This is a genomic window from Stenotrophomonas maltophilia group sp. Smal12 (assembly GCF_037079935.1).
Taxonomy (GTDB): domain Bacteria; phylum Pseudomonadota; class Gammaproteobacteria; order Xanthomonadales; family Xanthomonadaceae; genus Stenotrophomonas; species Stenotrophomonas sepilia.
This window is the reverse complement of the sequence record NZ_JBAWUK010000020.1, coordinates 58,636-74,105: the sequence shown is the minus strand read 5'-3', so window position 1 is coordinate 74,105 and position 15,470 is coordinate 58,636. Positions and strand designations below refer to the sequence as shown.

Sequence of the window (15,470 nt, the reverse complement as noted above, 5' to 3'; positions counted from 1 at the left end):
AAGTCACCGCCCGCCCCGGCCAGCCGCTGGGCATGGCGCCGGCCACCTTCCTGCGCGACTTCTGGCAGAAACGCCCGCTGCTGATCCGCAACGCCTTCCCCAACTTCCAGACCCCGGTGCAGCCGGAAGACCTGGCCGGGCTGGCCTGCGAGGAAGGCGTGCTTGCGCGCCTGATCGAGCACGACAAGACCCAGGACGGCTGGCGCGTGCGCACCGGCCCGTTCCAGGAAGACGTGTTCCCCGCCCTGCCCGACCACGACTGGACCCTGCTGGTGCAGGACGTGGACAAGTGGGACCCGGATGTGCGCGCCCTGATCGAGCACTTCAGCTTCCTGCCGCGCTGGCGCATGGATGATGTGATGATCAGCTTCGCCGCTACCGGCGGCTCGGTCGGCGCTCATGTCGACCAGTACGACGTGTTCCTGCTGCAGGCCCACGGCCACCGCCGCTGGCAGATCGACGCCAGCGAATCGATCAAGGGCAAGCAGCCACCGCTGGGCTTCCGCCCGGACGTGGAACTGAAGCTGCTGAAGGTGTTCAAGCCGACCCACGACTGGGTGCTGGCGCCGGGCGACATGCTGTACCTGCCGCCGAACGTGCCGCACCACGGCGTCGCCGAGGATCCCTGCCTGACGTTCTCCTTCGGCATGCGCGCGCCGTCCTCGGCCGAGCTGATCAGCGACTACCTCGACACCCTGATCGCCGATGCCGACGAGAACATCCGTTACCAGGATGCCGACCTCAAGGTGCCGGCCGACCCGAACGAAATCGACACGGTGGCGATGGCGCGGGTGATCACCGCGCTCAACGCCATCCGCATGAACGATCCGGACAAGCTGGGTGACTGGTTCGGTCGCTTCATCACCACCTACCGCGCCGCCGGCGAAGTGATGGCCCACCAGGCCGCACCGGCACCGGGGGAAGTGGTCCAGGCGCTGGCCTCCGGCCTGCTGCTGCAGCGCCACCCGTGGGCACGCCTGGCCTGGCGCCGGGCCAAGCGCGGCGCCAGCCTGTACGTCAGCGGCCAGGACTTCGCGCTGCCGGTGAAGGACGCCCAGCGCCTGGCCGGTGCCGAGCAGCTCGACGCCGCCGCCTATCGCGGCCTGTCCGACAAGGGCCGCGCGGTGGTCCAGCAGCTGTTGGTCGGTGGCGTGTTCCAGCTGATCGATCCGAACGAGGTGTACGACGCTGAAGAGGAGGACGACGGCGAAGACGCCGTGGTCCTCGGCGAAGTGGTCGAAGGCCGTGACCGTGTCGACGCGATCGACGCAGACGCGGTGTCCGACGATGTCCACACCGTGACCGTGCACGACGACGGCATCGAAGTCATCGTCAACTTCGAGGATCACGACGAAGACGACAGCGACGACGGTCGCGCCTGAGCCCTGCCGCCATGATCCGGGTCCAGCAGGTCAGCCACGCCGACGCCCACGTTGCCATCCACGACGTGCGCCAACGCGTGTTCGTGCAGGAACAGGGCATCGCCGCGGAACTGGAACGCGATGCGCTGGACCCGGTCAGCGTCCATGTGCTGGCACTGGACAGTGACAACCAGCCGGTCGGCACCGGCCGGCTGGCCCCGGACGGCCGCATCGGCCGTATGGCCGTGCTGGCCAGCCATCGCAGCCACGGGGTCGGTGAGGCCCTGCTGGAGGCACTGGTCGAGGCCGGGCGCAGGCTCGGCCTGGCCGAGCTGCACCTGCACGCCCAACTGCCCGCCCGCGAATTCTATGCCCGCCAGGGCTTCCTGCCTGAAGGCGAGGTGTTCGAGGAGGCCGGCATCGGCCACCAGCAGATGCGCCGCCGGCTGGGCGCGACCAGCGCGATCGTCCGCCGCGCCGAGGCGGTGGCCATCACCACGGCCATCGTCCACCGCGCCCGCCGCCAGCTGTGGCTGCACAGCCGCCAGCTGGACCCGGGACTGCTCGACGCGGCGCCGGTGCAGGCCGCCCTGCGCCGCTTCGTCACCGCCCGCCACGACAAGCAGCTGCGGGTGATCGTGCACGATGCCGCTGCGATCGCCTCTGCCGGGGCACCGCTGCTGGCGCTGGCCCAGCGTCTGCCAAGCGTGATCCAGTTCCGCGAGGTCAGCGATCCGGTCGACCGCGCGCTGGTCTCGGCCTGCCTGCTCAACGATGCGGGCGACTTCTACTTTCGTCTGATCGGCCATCGCCTCGACGGCGAGGCCGGCGTCGCGCTGCCGGCACGTTCGCAGCCGTTCGGGCAGCAATTGCAGCGGGTCTGGGACCGTTCGCGCGATTGCAGCGAACTGCGCGCGCTCGGCATCTGAGCCGGCACCGCTGACCCAACCTGTCTGGAACCGGCACCAGCGGACGCGGGATACCTGTGGTGGTGCCCCTTCGTGTCCCGTTGGGGGTACAATTTGGCTGTTTGAACGCGCCCGCGCAGGGCTATTCATCTTCCTGCCGGGTCCTTCTGAAGCCATACCCCACAAAGCGAATCAACACCCTCCATCGTGGACAATCAACTGAAGCAGTTTGCGCAATCTTCGCAACTCGCCGGCGGCAACGCCTCCTATGTCGAGGACCTGTACGAGCAGTACCTGGTCTCCCCGGATAGTGTCGATCCCAAATGGAAAACCTACTTCGACGGCTTCAAGGGCCGGGAAGCAGGTGACATTCCGCACTCGGCCGTCATCTCCCACATCGCGGACGCGGCCAAGGATGCGCTGAAAGCTGGCACCGGCACCGGTGCGGGCGACGAGCGCGAGCGCAATGTCGGTCGTCTGATCACCGCCTACCGCTCGCGCGGCCACCTGGACGCCCGCCTCGATCCGCTGGGCTTGGCCGCGCCGGTCAACACCCCGGACCTGGGCCTGCCGTTCCACAGCCTGTCCGATGCCGATCTCAACAGTGAGTTCAGCACCGGCGGCGTCGGCGGCCAGCCGCGCATGAAGCTGCGCGACCTGCTCGCACGCCTGAAGGCGACCTACACCGGCTCGATCGGCGCGGAGTTCATGCACATCTCCGAGGTCGAGCAGCGCCAGTGGATCTACAAGAAGCTGGAAGCGGCCGGTGGCAACTACCAGCTGGACGCTGACACCCAGCGCCGCACCCTGGAGCGCCTGACCGCGGCCGAAGGCCTGGAGCGCTACCTGCACACCAAGTACGTCGGCCAGAAGCGCTTCTCGCTGGAAGGCGGCGACTCGCTGATCCCGATGATGGACACCATCATCCGCAGCGCCGGCAAGGATGGCGTCAAGGACGTGGTGATCGGCATGGCCCACCGCGGCCGCCTGAACGTGCTGGTCAACACCCTGGGCAAGAACCCCCGCAAGCTGTTCGACGAATTCGAAGGCAAGTTCGAACACGACGAGCACGCTTCGGCCGGCGACGTGAAGTACCACATGGGCTTCTCCGCCGACGTGGCCACCGACGGTGGCCCGGTGCACCTGGCACTGGCGTTCAACCCGTCGCACCTGGAAATCGCCGACCCGGTCGTGGCCGGTTCCGTGCGTTCGCGCCAGGAGCGCCGCAAGGACACCGCACGCAAGCAGGTCATGCCGATCCTGATCCACGGCGACGCGGCCTTCTCCGGCCAGGGCGTGGTCATGGAGCTGTTCCAGATGTCGCAGGCCCGCGGCTTCGCCGTCGGCGGCACCGTGCACATCGTGGTCAACAACCAGGTCGGCTTCACCACTTCCAACCCGCTGGATACGCGCTCCACGCGCTATGCCACCGACGTGGCGAAGATGATCGCCGCCCCGGTGCTGCACGTGAACGGCGATGATCCGGAAGCCGTCGTGTTCGCCGCGCAGCTGGCCTTCGAGTTCCGCCAGAAGTTCGCCAAGGACGTGGTCATCGACCTGATGTGCTACCGCCGTTGGGGCCACAACGAGGCCGACGAGCCGGCGATCACCCAGCCGCTGATGTACCAGGTGATCCGCAAGCACCCGACCACCCGCGAGATGTATGCCGAGCAGCTGGAAAAGGCGGGCGTGATCGCCGCCGGTGCCGGCAAGGCCATGGTCGATGCCTACCGCGAGAAGCTGGACGCGGGTGAAGTGACCACCGAGCTGGCCAAGGTCGAGAAGACCCCGCCGAGCAGCCCGCTGTTCGTCGATTGGCCGAAGCTGCTGGAAGGCAAGCTGTCCGACCCGGTCTCGACCAAGGTCGAGAAGAACAAGCTGGTCGAGCTGGCCAAGCTGATCAACACCATCCCGGACGAAGTGCAGCTGCACTCGCGCGTGGCCAAGGTCTACGACGACCGCCGCAAGATGGCCGCCGGCGAGATTCCGGGCGACTGGGGCTTTGCCGAGAACCTGGCCTACGCCACCCTGCTCGACGAAGGTCACGCACTGCGCCTGGTCGGCCAGGACGTCGGCCGCGGTACGTTCACGCACCGCCACGCGATCCTGCACGACCAGAAGACCGACAACTACTACATGCCGCTGCGGCAGCTGGTGGATTCGCCGGAGAAGGCCACCGTCATCGACTCGCTGCTGAGCGAAGAAGCGGTGATGGCCTACGAGTACGGTTTCTCCACCACCGATCCGAACACGCTGTGCATCTGGGAAGGCCAGTTCGGCGACTTCGCCAACGGTGCCCAGGTGGTGATCGACCAGTTCATCGCCGCCGGTGAAGCCAAGTGGGGCCGCATTTCCGGCCTGACCCTGCTGCTGCCGCATGGCTATGAAGGACAAGGCCCGGAACACAGCTCGGCGCGCCTGGAGCGCTTCCTGCAGCTGTGCGCCCTGGAGAACATGCTGGTTGTCGTGCCGTCGACCCCGGCGCAGGCCTTCCACATGCTGCGTCGCCAGCTGCACATGACCACCCGCAAGCCGCTGGTGGTGATGTCGCCGAAGTCGCTGCTGCGCCACAAGCTGGCCGTGTCGACCCTGGACGAACTGGCCAATGGCGAGTTCCAGCACCTGATCGGCGACGCCAATGCCGATGCCAAGAAGGTCAAGCGCGTGGTGCTGTGCTCGGGCAAGGTCTACTACGACCTGCTGGAGGACCAGACCAAGCGTGGCCAGGACGACGTGGCAATCATCCGCGTGGAGCAGCTGTATCCGTTCCCGCGTGCGCTGCTGGCTGCCGAGCTGAAGAAGTACGGCAAGGCCACCGACGTGGTGTGGACGCAGGAAGAACCGCAGAACCAGGGCGCGTGGTACCAGATCCGCCACCACCTGCAGTTCTGCCTGGCCGATGGCCAGAACCTGCACTACGCCGGTCGCGCACGTTCGGCGTCGCCGGCTGCCGGTCACATGGCTGACCACGTCCGCGAGCAGCAGCAGCTGATTGCCGACGCACTGGTCAACCCGTTCAACGACACGTTCGCTGAATAATCCTCCCCCTATTTAGAAGACAAACCAGGAAGCTCCCGCAATGGCCACCGAAGTCAAAGCCCCGGTACTGCCCGAATCCGTCGCCGACGGCACCATCGCCACCTGGCACAAGAAGGTGGGCGACGCCGTCAAGCGCGACGAAAACCTGCTTGACCTGGAGACCGACAAGGTCGTGCTGGAAGTGCCGTCGCCGGTTGACGGCGTGCTGAAGGAAATCAAGTTCAAGGAAGGCGATACCGTGACCTCCAGCCAGGTCGTGGCGATCATCGAAGAAGGCGCCGTGGCTGCGGCTCCGGCCCCGGCCGCTGAAGAGAAGAAGGCTGAAGCCGCACCGGCCGCCGCTGCTCCGGCCGCTGCCGCCGCTCCGGCTCCGGCTGCCAAGTCGGCCGCCGACACCCTGCCGCCGGGCGCCCGCTTCACCGCCATCACCGAAGGCGTGAACCCGGCCGACGTCGACGGCACCGGCCGTCGTGGTGCAGTGACCAAGGAAGACATCGTCAACTTCGCCCGCAACGGCGGCGCCGGCAAGGCCGGTGGTGCACGTCCGGAAGAGCGCGTGCCGATGACCCGCATCCGCAAGCGCATCGCCGAGCGCCTGATGGAGTCGAAGAACTCCACCGCCATGCTGACCACCTTCAACGAAGTCGACCTGTCCAAGGTGTCGGCGGCGCGCAAGGAGCTGCAGGACGAGTTCGTCAAGGCCCACGGCATCAAGCTGGGCTTCATGAGCTTCTTCGTGAAGGCCGCTGCCAACGCGCTGCAGCGCTTCCCGCTGGTCAACGCCTCGATCGACGGCGACGACATCATCTACCACGGCTACTCGGACATCTCGATCGCCGTGTCGACCGAGAAGGGCCTGGTCACGCCGGTCCTGCGCAACGTCGAGCGCATGTCGTTCGCCGACATCGAGAAGACCATCGCCGACTACGCCAAGAAGGCACGTGACGGCAAGCTGGGCCTGGAAGAGCTGCAGGGCGGCACCTTCACCGTGACCAACGGCGGCACCTTCGGTTCGCTGCTGTCGACCCCGATCATCAACCCGCCGCAGAGCGCCATCCTGGGCATGCACGCCATCAAGGAGCGTCCGATCGCCCAGAACGGCCAGGTCGTGATCGCGCCGATGATGTACCTGGCGCTGTCCTACGACCACCGCATCATCGACGGCAAGGACTCGGTGCAGTTCCTGGTGGACATCAAGAACCAGCTGGAAAACCCGGGCCGCATGCTGTTCGGCCTGTAAGAAACCTCCCGCCCCTCCGCGCCTGCGCGGAGGGGTTCTGGTAATGCATCAAGGAATAATTCAATGGCTGAACAATTCGACGTCGTCGTCATCGGTGCCGGCCCGGCCGGTTACCACGCTGCCATCCGCGCGGCCCAGCTGGGCCTGAAGACCGCCTGCATCGACGCAGCCCTGGGCAAGGACGGCAAGCCGGCCCTCGGCGGCACCTGCCTGCGCGTGGGCTGCATCCCGTCCAAGGCGCTGCTGGATTCCTCGCGCCAGTTCTGGAACATGGGCCACATCTTTGGCGACCACGGCATCAGCTTCAAGGATGCCAAGATCGACGTCGAGGCGATGATTGGCCGCAAGGACAAGATCGTCAAGCAGTTCACCGGCGGCATCGGCATGCTGTTCAAGGCCAACAAGGTCGCCGCCTACTACGGCTTCGGCCAGCTGCAGCCGGGCAACGTGGTCAAGGTGAAGCAGCACGACGGTTCGGAAATCGAGCTGAAGGGCACCAACGTCATCATCGCGGCCGGTTCGGATTCGATCGAACTGCCGTTCGCCAAGTTCGACGGCGAGACCATCGTCGACAACGTCGGCGGCCTGGACTTCACCGAAGTGCCGAACCGCCTGGCGGTGATCGGTGCCGGCGTGATCGGCCTGGAACTGGGCAGCGTGTGGAAGCGCCTGGGCGCTGAAGTCACCATCCTTGAGGCCATGCCGGAGTTCCTGGCGGCTGCCGACGCCGAAGTGGCCAAGGCCGCTGCCAAGGAATTCAAGAAGCAGGGCCTGGACATCAAGCTCAATGCCAAGGTTTCCAAGACCGAGATCACCGGCAAGGGCAAGAAGAAGGAAGTCATCGTCACCTACACCGACGCGGAAGGCGAAAAGACCCTGACCGTGGACAAGCTGCTGGTGGCCGTTGGCCGTCGCGCCGCCACCAAGGGCCTGCTGGCCGAAGGCACCGGCGTCAAGATCAACGAGCGCGGTCAGATCGAAGTCGATGCGCACTGCCACACCGGCGTCAACGGCGTGTGGGCGGTCGGCGACTGCGTGCGCGGCCCGATGCTGGCGCACAAGGGCTTCGAGGAAGGCATCGCGGTGGCTGAGCTGATCGCCGGCCTGCCGGGCCACGTCAACTTCGACACCATCCCGTGGGTCATCTACACCGAGCCGGAACTGGCGTGGGTCGGCAAGACCGAAGCCCAGCTGAAGGCCGAAGGCATTCCGTACAAGGCCGGCAGCTTCCCGTTCGCCGCCAACGGCCGTGCCGTGGCGATGATCGAGCCGGCCGGCTTCGTGAAGATCCTGGCCCATGCCGAAACCGATCGCATCCTCGGCATGCACCTGGTTGGCGCCAACGTCTCCGAACTGGTGCACGAAGGCGTGCTGACCATGGAGTTCAGCGGCTCGGCCGATGACCTGGCCCGCATCTGCCACGCCCACCCGTCGCTGTCGGAAGTGATCCACGACGCCGCGATGGCGGTCAGCAAGCGCGCCATCCACAAAGCGAACTGATCGTCCGGTAGTGCCGGCCGCTGGCCAGCATCACCCGGATATGAAAAACCCCGCCTCGGCGGGGTTTTTTGTTGCCCGTTTCCCTGTAGCGCCGAGCCCACGCTCGGCTGCCCTGCAGAGGCCGCCGAGCATTGGGTTCAGCGTTACACCTTTCCAGCCGGCTTCTTCGGTGGATCCTCACAGACCCGATGCTGCACCACCGTCTCGCCGACCTTCCATTCCTTGGTGACCCGGCAGCGCTCCCTGGCCTCGGGCCTCGTCGAAGCCTTCGCCCCCGCAGCATTCGCTTCGTCGGCACCGGCTGCCTGCTGGCGCTCCAGCCACGCCGAAGGCGGTGCTGGAGGAGCGGCCAGTACCGGGCCGGCCAACAGGGCCAGACCGACCAGCGCCACTGCCCTCATGCGGGCACCGCCCGGCCACCGAGCATGCGCGCCGGCAGCATGAACAGCGCGCGCAGGAAGGCGAACAGCGCCGAGAAGGTGATGCCGACCAGTCGGAACGGCAGGCTCAGCAGCCACACGAACGGCCAGGCGATCAGGGCGAGGATCGCCAGCGGCCAGCAGAGTACGAACAGCAGGCACCACACACCGAGCGCGAACAGGGTCTTCATCACGGCCTCCTTGGGGCGGCACCCTGCCGCCTGCGGACACCTTGGCGCCCTGCCCTGGCGCCGGCAAACGGTTTGCGACGAAACCGGGCTGGCGGCGATGAAACCGATCCAGCGCAGTGCAACGCCACGCCCACGCCCACGCCCACGCCCGGCTGCGCTTCGTGGCGACCGCATGGAACCCGCGCTGACAGCGGCTCCTGCCGGTGCCTTGGCTCTGCAGCGCCCGGTGGTGGTTGCCGGCCAGCGACCGGCATGACCGTTACTCGAACGAACCGACCGAATCGTGGGCCAGGTTGTCGAAGCGGGTGTACTCACCGAAGAACTTCAGCTTGCACGAGCCAGTCGGGCCACCACGGTGCTTGCCGATGATGATTTCGGCCAGCCCCTTGTCCGGCGAGTTTTCCTTGTTGTAGTAGTCGTCGCGGTAGATGAACACGATCATGTCCGCGTCCTGCTCGATTGCGCCCGATTCACGAAGGTCGGCCATCACCGGGCGCTTGTCGGTACGCGTTTCCAGCGAGCGGTTGAGCTGCGACAGCGCGATCACCGGCACGTTCAGTTCCTTGGCCAGTCCCTTCAGCGAACGCGAGATTTCCGAGATTTCGGTCGCGCGGTTCTCGCTGTTGCCCGGCACGCTCATCAGCTGCAGGTAGTCGATCACCACCAGGCCCAGGTCATGCTCGCGCTTGAGGCGGCGGCACTTGGAACGCAGCACTTCAGGCGACACGCCCGGCGTGTCGTCGATGAAGATCTTGGTCTCCTTCAGCATCTTGATCGCGCTGGTGACGCGGCTCCAGTCCTCGTCTTCCAGCTGGCCGGTACGCAGGCGCTGCGCGTTGATGCGTCCATTGGAGGAAATCAGGCGCATCGCCAGCTGCGATGCCGACATTTCCATCGAGAACACCGCCACGCCCTTCTTCGACTTGATCGCCGCGTACTCAGCGATGTTCAGCGCGAAGGTCGTCTTGCCCATTGCCGGGCGCGCCGCGAGGATGATCAGGTCGGTCGGCTGCAGGCCGGCGGTCATCGCATCGAACTCGTTGTAACCGGTCGGCAGGCCGGTGATGTTGCCGCCGTTCTCGAAGCGGTTGCGCAGCTCCTCGAAGGCATCCTTCAGTGCACCGGGCATGGCCACGAAATCGGTACGGCCACGCGCACCCTGTTCGGCGATTGCAAACACGCTCTTTTCCGCCGAGGCCAGCAGCTCGCTGCTGTCACGCCCCTCCGGCTGGAAACCGTCGTTGACGATGTCGGTGCCGACCTGGATCAGCTGCCGCAGCACTGCCTTGTCGCGCACGATCTCGGCGTAGGCCACGATGTTGGCAGCTGACGGCGTGGTACTGGCCAGTTCGATCAGGTAGGCGCCGTCCCCCACCAGTTCCATCTTGCCCTGCGATTCAAACCACTCGCCCAGCGTTACCGCATCAAACGGCCGTTCGCGCTCGGACAGCTCGCGGATCGCACGATAGATCATCTGGTGATCGCGACGATAGAAGTCGCTTTCGGTCAGCTGGTCGTTGACACGGTCATACGCCTCGGGCGCCAGCATCAGGCCACCCAGCACCGCCTGCTCGGCTTCCACCGAATGGGGCGGTACCCGCAACTGGTCGATGCGCGACTCGTCGCGATCGCGATCGAAGCCATCACCGCGCTCTCTGCGGTTGGAACGGAAGCCGGGACGAGCGGACATGCTGCGGTGTTTCCTGCAAAAGTGGGCCAGACGAGTGTAGGCATGTGCCGACCCCGGCAGCCATGGACAAACCTGTGGATAAGCCGTGGGAAAACGGGGGTTATCCGCCGGTACCTGGCCAGACTGGCGTGAGAGCGTCGCACTGCCTGCGACGGACGCCGTTGCGGCGCCCGAGCGGGACATTATCGCAGATCAACGCCCCGGGGTCGGATCCCCTTCGACGCAGGGGACTCTGACCCCGCAGGCGTCAATCGCCCTTGACGTGCACTGCGATCAACGCCAGGAACCGGTCCACGTAGCCCTGCAGGAACTTCTGCGTGCCTTCGTTGTGGATCGTGCCGTCGGCATCGATCAGGCCGTCCTTGAAGTGGATGAATGCCTCGGGCTGGCCCAGCACATGCATGTCCAGGAAGGCCAGGCTGTTGCGCAGGTGCTGCTGGGCCACGGCGGTACCGATCTGGCCGATGGAGGCGCCGATCACCGCCGCCGGCTTGCCGGCAAACGCACTGTCACCGTACGGGCGCGATCCGATATCGATGGCGTTCTTGAGCACGCCAGGCACCGACCGGTTGTACTCGGGTGTCACGAACAGCACCGCGTCGGCGGCGCGCACCTGGTCCTTCAGCCGGGTGCCCTGCGGCGGATAATCGGCGTCGAAATCCTGGTCGTACAACGGCAGATCGCCGATCTGCACGTACTGGAAGCGCGCGCGATCACCGGCGAGCTTCTCCAGCGCATGGGCCAGCTTGCGGTTGCAGGAATCCTTGCGCAGGCTGCCAACGAACACGGCGATGGTGGGGACGGACATCGGGACATACTCCTCACGGTGCGGGAGGCCCAGCCTAGTCGCCAGGCCCGTGCCATCCAGTGAAGATCAGCCGCCGGTCACGCCGGTCCGCGCCTGCCGCCAATGCGCCTGCCAAGCCTGGAACATCAGCACGTTCCACAGGTGGGTATGCCACTTGCGCTGCCCCCCCAGGAACTGCTGCCACAGCGGCTGCACCGCCGCCGCCGACAGCACGCCCTCACGCTCCAGCCGCGCCGGCTGCAGCAGGTCCTCGGCCCAGGGCCGCAGGTCGCCCTTCAACCAGTCACTGACCGGTGCGCCAAAACCGCGCTTGGGACGGTGCACCATTGAATGCGGCACGTAACGGCCCAGCACGCGCTTGAGCAGCACCTTGCTGGTCGTCTCACTGCGCTTGAAGCCCAGCGGCAGCGACCAGGCAAACTCGGCCACGCGCCAGTCCAGCAATGGGGCGCGCGCCTCCAGGCTGACCGCCATCGAGGTCCGGTCGACCTTGCATAACAGGTCGTCCGGCAGGTAGGTCACGAAATCGGCCAGCATCATCGCGTCGGCCGATGTGCCCGCGCCATGCAGCGGATCGGCCAGGTCGTAGAAGCTGCCGGCGGCCTGCGCGCCGGGCACCGCCGCGGCCGGGTCGCGCCAGCGCGAGATGCGGTTGCGGTAGACGTCGCCGATGCCACGTGCGCCGGTCTCGGCCAGCAGCGCGGCCAGGCCACCGGTCCGCGAGGCCTCGCCCTGCTGCTGCGAGCGTGCGCCCATCCAGCGCCGCAGCGGCCCCGGCACGCGTCCGAGCATCTGCCAGTTGCGCAGCGCGCGTACATACCGGGTGTAGCCGAAGAACAGCTCGTCGCCACCGTCGCCGGACAGCGCGACGGTCACGCCCTGCCGCGCCAGCCGTGCGACCAGCGCGGTCGGCACCTGCGACGCATCGGCAAAAGGTTCATCGAACATCGCCGGCAACTGCGGCACCACCGCCAGCGCGTCGGCGCCACTGACGTACAACTCGGTGTGATCACAGCCGAGGTGAGCCGCCAGCTCCCTGGCCAGCGGTGCTTCGTCATGTCCCGAGTCGGTGAAGCCGATACTGAAACTATGCACCGGCTGTCCGCTCTGCGCCTGCATCAGCGCCGCCACCAGCGACGAGTCCGTGCCGCCGGACAGGAATACGCCGACCGGCACATCGGCCACCATGCGCAGCGCCACCGCATCACGCAGCAGCGTGTCCAGCTGTTCCTCGGCCTCCTCGATGCGGCCCTGGAACGGGGCGGCCAACGCCGCCTGCATGCGTGCGCGCGCATCCCAGTACGGGCGCTGCGCCTGCTCAGGGCGGTGTGCCGCGGCGCCTGCGGCCACAGCCGCTGCATCCAGCCGCAGCACCCGGCCCGGCATCAGCTTGTAGCAGCGCTGGTGGATGCTGTGCGGCGCCGGGATGTAATCCAGCCGCAGCAGCAAGGTGAGCGCATCGCGGTCGATGTCGTTGTCGAACGCCGGGTGTTGCCAGAGCGCCTTCAGTTCCGAACCGAACACCAGCGTGTCGCCGGCCCAGCCGTAGTACAGCGGCTTCTTGCCGACGCGGTCGCGGGCCAGCCACAGGCAACGATCCTGGCGGTCCCACAGCGCGATGGCGAACATGCCGTTGCAGCGCTGCAGGGTATCTTCCACGCCCCACTGCAGGATCGCCGCCAGCAGTACTTCGGTGTCGGAATGGCCGCGGAAGGTGTGCCCCAGCGGCTCCAGCTGTTCACGCAGGGCCGCGAAATTGTAGACCTCGCCGTTGTAGGCCATCACGTAGCGGCCGTCCGCCGAGGCCATCGGCTGGTGGCCCAGCGGGGACAGGTCAAGGATGCTCAGGCGCCGATGCGCCAGCGCGATGCCCGCCTCGGCATCGACCCAGCTGCCGCCATCATCCGGCCCGCGATGGTGCAGCGCCTGGCCCATGGCCAGCGCCTGCGCCTGCAGCGCCTCGGCCGACGCCAGCGGCGCCGGCAACAACATTCCCGCCAATCCACACATGCATCAGGGTTCCTGCGCCAGGTCGAGGGCGGCGCCAATCACCGCATTGTCGCTTGGAAGCCCGAACATTGCTGCCCCTGCCAGTGGCGTGTAGGTGTCGGCGCCACAGACGCGGCGCAGCGGCAGGTGACCAAAGCCGGCCTCGACCAGCGCCGTGACCACGCCCTCACCCACTCCGCCGCTGTGGCGGCCTTCGTCCAGCACCAGCACCCGCCGCGCGCTCGCGGCCTGGGCCGCGATGAAGCCGGCGTCCAACGGTACCAGCCAGCGCAGGTCGACAACCAGCACCTGCCAGGCTAGCTGCTGCTCGATCGCCCGCGCCGCGCGCAACGCCATCGGCACGCCATTGCCATAGGTGTAGATCACCAGGTCTCCGGCCTCCGGTGCATAGACCCGGCCCTCGCCCGGCACCAGCGCCAGGCCCTGTGCCGGGTAGTCGAACAGCCACTGGCCATCCCCCGCTTCGTGCAGGTCCTTGCTCATGTACAGCGCGATCGGCTCCAGGAACACCGCCACGCGCCCATCCACCCGCGCCAGTGCAGCCAGCGTGCGCAGCATCATCACCGCATCGTCGCCGCGCGAGGGGCAGCCGACCACCAGCCCGGGGATGTCGCGCAACGCGGTGATCGAGTTGTCGTTGTGGAAGTGCCCGCCGAAACCCTTCTGGTAGCCCAGCCCGGCCACCCGTACCAGCAGGGGGTTGCGGTACTGGTCGTTGGAGAAGAACTGCAGCGAACAGGCTTCACCACGCAGCTGGTCGATGGCGTTGTGCAGGTAGGCCAGGTACTGGATCTCCGGAACCGGCAGCATGCCCAGGTTGGCCAGGCCCTGCGCCATGCCCAGGATCATGGTTTCATCCAGCAGCGTGTTGAACACCCGGCGTGGGCCGAAGCGGCGCAGCAGATCCTTGGTGACGGTGTACACACCGCCCTTCTGAGCCACGTCCTCGCCGAACAGCAGGCTCTGCGGATACTTCGCAAGCAGTTCCTGCAGGCCGTGGTTGATCTGGATCGCAAGATGCCGTGGCGCCTGTCGTTCCGGCAAGGCCTCGGCACCGCCATAGAGTGCCTCGCGCGCTCCGTCGGCGACCTCGCGCCGGGCTTCGGCCTGCACCGCCGCGGGCGTATAGGGTGCCAATGGCGCCATGACCTCCTGCAGCGACTGCAGCTTCGCACGGCCTTCGGCATCGGCAGCGGCGGCCATGCAGCGCGCGCGCATCGTCTCGTAGGCCACTTCGATGGCGGCTGCATCCATCCAGCCCGATTCCAGCGCGATCTGCGCCGAGCGCAACAGCGGATCCTGCGCCTCGGCCGCGCACAATTCCGGCAATGCACGCCATTCCACCTCGAAGTCGGTGCCGGCGTGGCCCATCAGGCGCGTGGTGTGCAGATGCAGGAAGGTCGGTCGCCGCGTCCGCCGGCAGTGGTCCGCTGCGGCCTGCACCTGGGCGTGCCCGGTGGCCAGGTCGAGGCCATCGGCAAAGAAGTAGTCCAGCCCTGGCTGGTGGCTGAAGCGCTCGGCAATCCAGCCGTCCGGCGTCTTCACCGAGATGCCCAGCCCGTTGTCCTCGCAGACGAACAGGATTGGCGCCGGCAGTTTCTGGTAGGCCGCCCACATCGCGGTGTTGAATGCGGTCTGCGCAGTGGCATGGTTGGCCGAGGCGTCGCCGAACGAGCACAGCACGATGCTGTCGGCCGGAATGGGAAGCGCATGGCCCAGCCGCTTGCCACTCTCGATGGCCAGCGCGGTGCCCAGCGCTTTCGGCAGGTGCGAAGCGATCGTCGAGGTCTGCGGCAATACCCACAATGGCTTGCTGCCCCACACCTTGTGCCGGCCGCCACTGGCCGGGTCATCGGCGCTGGCCGCGAATGAAAGCGCCGCATCGCGCAACGGGTCGATGCCCGGCACCTGGCGCGAGCGCTCGACCATGAAGGCGCCGGAGCGATAGTGCAGGAATGCGGGGTCGGTATGTCGGCAGGCCCGCGCCAGCAGCGCGTTGCCTTCATGGCCGGACGACCCGATGGTATAGAAGACTTTGTTCTGCACGCGCAATACGCGCGCCATCAGGTCCAGCTGGCGGCTGGCCAGCTGGGAATCGAACAGCTCACCGAAGGCCGCAGCGCTGAGCGTGCTGCCCGGCAGGATCGGCGCGTCCGGCGCAGGACGTGCGCGCGGTGCGCCTCGCCAGCCACGCACCGCGTCGAGGAAATTGGCGTCGCACACTTCGGCGCGGTTGAGCACGCGCATGCGCGCAGGAATCGGATCTGGAACCACAGCAAACATCGAACACCCTCCGTGTCGTTG

At 66.9% G+C, this 15,470-nt stretch carries 11 protein-coding genes; 5 read left to right on the top strand and 6 right to left on the bottom strand.

Translation table 11 applies throughout. The features are described from left to right. The 5 genes from WDC87_RS10995 to lpdA all read left to right on the top strand — a co-directional run. A partial coding sequence (locus WDC87_RS10995) for a cupin domain-containing protein (RefSeq protein ID WP_336331299.1) occupies window positions 1–1,382 on the top strand: 1,382 nt, incomplete at its 5' end. Window positions 1,383–1,393: 11 nt separating this feature from the next. Further along, complete coding sequence (locus tag WDC87_RS10990) at window positions 1,394–2,290, top strand: GNAT family N-acetyltransferase (RefSeq protein ID WP_227836970.1); 897 nt, start codon at window positions 1,394–1,396, stop codon at window positions 2,288–2,290. Between the two features lie 186 nt (window positions 2,291–2,476). Next, window positions 2,477–5,308, top strand: coding sequence for a 2-oxoglutarate dehydrogenase E1 component (locus WDC87_RS10985; protein ID WP_005417518.1), 2,832 nt, complete (start codon window positions 2,477–2,479; stop codon window positions 5,306–5,308). Between the two features lie 40 nt (window positions 5,309–5,348). Then, a complete protein-coding gene (gene sucB / locus WDC87_RS10980; protein ID WP_053499860.1) occupies window positions 5,349–6,548 on the top strand; it encodes a dihydrolipoyllysine-residue succinyltransferase in 1,200 nt (399 codons plus the stop codon). Between the two features lie 63 nt (window positions 6,549–6,611). After that, on the top strand, window positions 6,612–8,048 hold the full coding sequence (gene lpdA, locus WDC87_RS10975; RefSeq protein WP_252745118.1) for a dihydrolipoyl dehydrogenase: 1,437 nt from the start codon (window positions 6,612–6,614) through the stop codon (window positions 8,046–8,048). 143 nt (window positions 8,049–8,191) lie between these two features. Here the strand turns inward: lpdA and WDC87_RS10970 are convergent, their stop codons facing one another. The 6 genes from WDC87_RS10970 to WDC87_RS10945 form a co-directional block, all read right to left on the bottom strand. Then, complete coding sequence (locus WDC87_RS10970) at window positions 8,192–8,449, bottom strand: hypothetical protein (protein ID WP_188240817.1); 258 nt, start codon at window positions 8,447–8,449, stop codon at window positions 8,192–8,194. Next, on the bottom strand, window positions 8,446–8,658 hold the full coding sequence (locus WDC87_RS10965; protein ID WP_005417525.1) for a hypothetical protein: 213 nt from the start codon (window positions 8,656–8,658) through the stop codon (window positions 8,446–8,448). The genes WDC87_RS10970 and WDC87_RS10965 overlap by 4 nt, the downstream gene beginning before the upstream one ends. Window positions 8,659–8,917: 259 nt before the next feature. After that, a complete protein-coding gene (locus WDC87_RS10960; RefSeq protein ID WP_049410515.1) occupies window positions 8,918–10,348 on the bottom strand; it encodes a replicative DNA helicase in 1,431 nt (476 codons plus the stop codon). Between the two features lie 247 nt (window positions 10,349–10,595). Beyond that, window positions 10,596–11,156 carry an NAD(P)H-dependent oxidoreductase gene (locus WDC87_RS10955; RefSeq protein ID WP_049410520.1) on the bottom strand — a complete coding sequence of 187 codons (561 nt, stop codon included), beginning with the start codon at window positions 11,154–11,156 and terminating at the stop codon, window positions 10,596–10,598. 66 nt (window positions 11,157–11,222) lie between these two features. After that, window positions 11,223–13,166, bottom strand: coding sequence for an asparagine synthase (glutamine-hydrolyzing) (asnB, locus tag WDC87_RS10950; protein WP_088496685.1), 1,944 nt, complete (start codon window positions 13,164–13,166; stop codon window positions 11,223–11,225). A gap of 3 nt (window positions 13,167–13,169) precedes the next feature. Next, window positions 13,170–15,449 (bottom strand): thiamine pyrophosphate-dependent enzyme, encoded by a 2,280-nt coding sequence (locus tag WDC87_RS10945; RefSeq protein WP_301655208.1) that lies wholly within the window; start codon window positions 15,447–15,449, stop codon window positions 13,170–13,172. Window positions 15,450–15,470: the final 21 nt, after the last annotated feature.

Excerpts from the sequence above, each read along its gene's own strand:
- WDC87_RS10990 (WP_227836970.1), top strand. The coding sequence starts at position 1,394 with ATGATCCGGGTCCAGCAGGTCAGCCACGCCGACGCCCACGTTGCCATC.
- sucB (WP_053499860.1), top strand. The coding sequence starts at position 5,349 with ATGGCCACCGAAGTCAAAGCCCCGGTACTGCCCGAATCCGTCGCCGAC.
- lpdA (WP_252745118.1), top strand. The coding sequence starts at position 6,612 with ATGGCTGAACAATTCGACGTCGTCGTCATCGGTGCCGGCCCGGCCGGT.
- WDC87_RS10970 (WP_188240817.1), bottom strand. The coding sequence starts at position 8,449 with ATGAGGGCAGTGGCGCTGGTCGGTCTGGCCCTGTTGGCCGGCCCGGTA.
- WDC87_RS10965 (WP_005417525.1), bottom strand. The coding sequence starts at position 8,658 with ATGAAGACCCTGTTCGCGCTCGGTGTGTGGTGCCTGCTGTTCGTACTC.
- WDC87_RS10960 (WP_049410515.1), bottom strand. The coding sequence starts at position 10,348 with ATGTCCGCTCGTCCCGGCTTCCGTTCCAACCGCAGAGAGCGCGGTGAT.
- WDC87_RS10955 (WP_049410520.1), bottom strand. The coding sequence starts at position 11,156 with ATGTCCGTCCCCACCATCGCCGTGTTCGTTGGCAGCCTGCGCAAGGAT.
- asnB (WP_088496685.1), bottom strand. The coding sequence starts at position 13,166 with ATGTGTGGATTGGCGGGAATGTTGTTGCCGGCGCCGCTGGCGTCGGCC.
- WDC87_RS10945 (WP_301655208.1), bottom strand. The coding sequence starts at position 15,449 with ATGTTTGCTGTGGTTCCAGATCCGATTCCTGCGCGCATGCGCGTGCTC.